The sequence below is a fragment of the Streptomyces smyrnaeus genome, assembly GCF_017676345.1.
GTDB lineage: Bacteria > Actinomycetota > Actinomycetes > Streptomycetales > Streptomycetaceae > Streptomyces > Streptomyces smyrnaeus.
Window position 1 is genome coordinate 1 of record NZ_JAFFZM010000055.1, and the last position, 3,083, is coordinate 3,083.

Annotated in this window: 2 protein-coding genes; both read left to right on the forward strand. The window is 71.3% G+C overall.

Annotated elements, in window-relative coordinates:
• A partial coding sequence (locus tag JW613_RS35405; protein ID WP_209215303.1) for a beta-ketoacyl reductase occupies positions 1-1,246 on the forward strand: 1,246 nt, incomplete at its 5' end.
• A gap of 22 nt (positions 1,247-1,268) precedes the next feature.
• Positions 1,269-3,083: type I polyketide synthase (locus tag JW613_RS35410; protein WP_209215304.1), on the forward strand; the 1,815-nt coding region annotated here is incomplete at its 3' end.

Sequence of the window (3,083 nt, forward strand, 5' to 3'; positions counted from 1 at the left end):
CGCACACGACCTGACCGAACGCCTCACCGGACTGGGTGTCGATGTCCGCATCGTCGCCGCGGATATGACGGATGCGAAGGCGGTCGAGGCTCTGGTCGCGGGTATCGACCCCGCGCACCCACTCACCGGTGTGGTGCATGCGGCGGGTGTACTGGATGACGCCGTGCTGGCCTCGCAGTCCGCCCAGCGGCTTGCCGGCGTATGGGCGCCGAAGGCCACGGCCGCATACAACCTGCACCGGGCCACCGCCCACCTCCCCCTCTCCTTCTTCGTCCTCTTCTCGTCCGCCGCCGCGACGTTCGGCAGTCCTGGGCAGGCGAACTATGCGGCGGCGAACACGTTCTGTGATGCTCTTGCTGTTCACCGTCGTTCCCTCGGTCTGCCTGGTGTCTCCGTGGGCTGGGGGTTGTGGGCGGAGGCGAGCGGGATGTCCGGCGGGCTCGGCGAAACCGACCTCGCCCGAATGGAACGCACCGGGTTCAAGCCGCTCACCACCGCGCACGGCCTGGCCCTCTTCGACGCGGCCATCGCGCACGGCGGCTCCGGGTTGCTGGCGGCCGACATCGACCCCCGCGCAGCTGCCGCCACCGGTCCGGGCGACGCACCCGTGGCCGCCCTGCTGCGCACCTTGGTGGGGAGGCCGACAGGGACGTCGCCAGGAGCGCCCGTACGGCGTACGGCCGCGTCCGGGCAAGCATCCGCCGACCTGGCGGATCGGCTCGCCGCGCTGCCGCCGGACGAGCAGGGCCGGGTGCTGCTCGACCTCGTACGGACCCATGCCGCATCCGTGCTGGGGCACGCCGATGTGAGTGCGGTGCAGGGCGATGTGCCGTTCAAGGAGCTGGGGTTCGACTCGCTGACCGTGGTCGAGCTGCGCAACCGGCTCGCTTCGGCGACCGGACTGCGGCTGCCCGCATCCCTGGCCTTCGACTATCCGGAAGCCGGCGCCCTCGCGGAGCATCTGCGGCGGCGGCTCGTCCCCGACGGAGACGCGGCACAGAGAGCAGCAGCCGGGGCCGTCGATCCCCTGCTCCACGAACTGGGCCGGATCGAGAGCGGCCTGACCGCACTCGACCTGGACGACGAGGCACGCGGCCGACTCGCCAGGCGGCTCACCAGCCTTCTGTCCGCGGTGAACGGCGGCAACGCGGAAACGGAGACGGGCGCCTCGACCGGCACCGCGTTCGACGGTGTCGAGTCCGCGACCGACGACGAGATCTTCGAACTGATCGACCGGGAACTGTGAGGCCGTTGATGGAGGGCCAGAAGTGACGTCCGGCACGGAAGACAAGCTCCGCCAGTACCTCAAGCGGGTCACGGCGGACCTCGGCCACACGCGCCAGCGGCTCCGCGAGGTCGAGGAGCGGAACCAGGAACCGGTGGCCGTCGTCAGCATGGCCTGCCGGTTCCCCGGCGGCGTCGGTTCGCCGGAGGAACTGTGGGACCTGGTGGCCTCCGGCCGGGACGCGATCGGCGGGCTGCCCACGGGCCGTGGTGCTGCCTGGGACCCGGAGCGGCTGTACGACCCGGATCCCGATCACCCGGGCACCAGTTACACCCGTGAGGGCGGCTTCCTCCACGACGCCGACCTGTTCGACGCCTCCTTCTTCGGTATCTCACCGCGCGAGGCGCTGGCCATGGAACCGCAGCAGCGGCTGCTGCTGGAGTCGGCCTGGGAACTGCTGGAACGGGCCCACCTCGACCCCAAGGCCCTGAAGGGCAGCGGGACCGGGGTCTACGCCGGCGCCGGGCTCCCCGGCTTCGGCACCCCGCACATCGAGAGGAGCACGGAAGGGCATCTGCTGACCGGCAACGCCCTGAGTGTCCTGTCCGGGCGAATCGCCTTCACACTCGGCCTGGAAGGCCCCGCCGTCTCGGTGGACACGGCATGCTCGTCGTCGCTGGTGGCGATCCACCTCGCGTGCCAGGCGCTGCGCCAGGGCGAATGCGAGCTGGCCCTGGCGGGTGGCGTGACGGTCATGGCGACACCTGCGATGTTCACCGAGTTCTCCCGGCAGCGCGGGCTGTCCCCGGACGGGCGCTGCAAGCCCTTCGCCGACGCGGCGGACGGCACCAGCCTCGCCGAGGGCGTGGGTCTGGTCCTGCTGGAGCGACTGTCGGACGCGCGGCGCAACGGCCACCAGGTGTTGGCGGTGCTGCGGGGTTCGGCCGTGAACCAGGACGGTGCCAGCAACGGCCTGACGGCGCCCAACGGCCCCTCCCAGGAGCGCGTCATCCGGCAGGCGCTGTCGAACGCCGGGCTCTCGCCGTCCGAGGTGGACGCCGTCGAGGCCCACGGCACAGGTACCCGCCTCGGCGACCCGATCGAGGCGGGCGCACTGCTGGCGACGTACGGGCAGGGGCGGGCAGCGGATCGGCCGCTGTGGCTCGGCTCGGTCAAGTCCAACATCGGGCACACCCAGGGTGCGGCCGGAGTGGCCGGCATCATCAAGATGGTGCAGGCGATGCGGCACGGTGTGCTGCCCGCCTCTCTGCACATCGACGAACCCTCGACCCGGGTCGACTGGTCGTCCGGCGGGATACGTCTGCTGACGCAGCAGCGCGAATGGCCGCGCGTCGACGGAGTCGGCCTGCGCCGGGCCGCCGTCTCGGCCTTCGGTATGTCCGGCACGAACGCGCATGTGATTGTGGAAGAGCCGCCGGTCGCGGAGGAGTCCGTGTCGCCGGTGGGGGCGGATGTTGTTGTCGGTGTGGTGCCGTGGGTGGTCTCGGCGCGGGGTGCGGAGGCGCTGCGGGGGCAGGCAGCGGCGTTGGCCCAGGTGTCGGGTGCGGTGGGGGCGGTGGGTCGTTCGCTGGTGACCTCGCGGTCGTTGTTCGAGGAGCGGGCGGTGGTGCTGGGGCAGGGTGGGGAGGAGTTGCTTGGGGGTGTGCGGGCGCTGGCTGCTGGTGAGCCGCATCCGTCCGTGATCCCTTCTGGCCAAGCCCCCGGTGGTGGGCTGGTGTGGCTGTTCAGTGGGCAGGGCAGTCAGCGCGTGGGTATGGGCGCGGAGTTGTATGCGCGCTTCCCGGTGTTTGCTGGGGCGTTTGATGAGGTGTGTGGGTTGCTGGACCCGCAGTTGGGT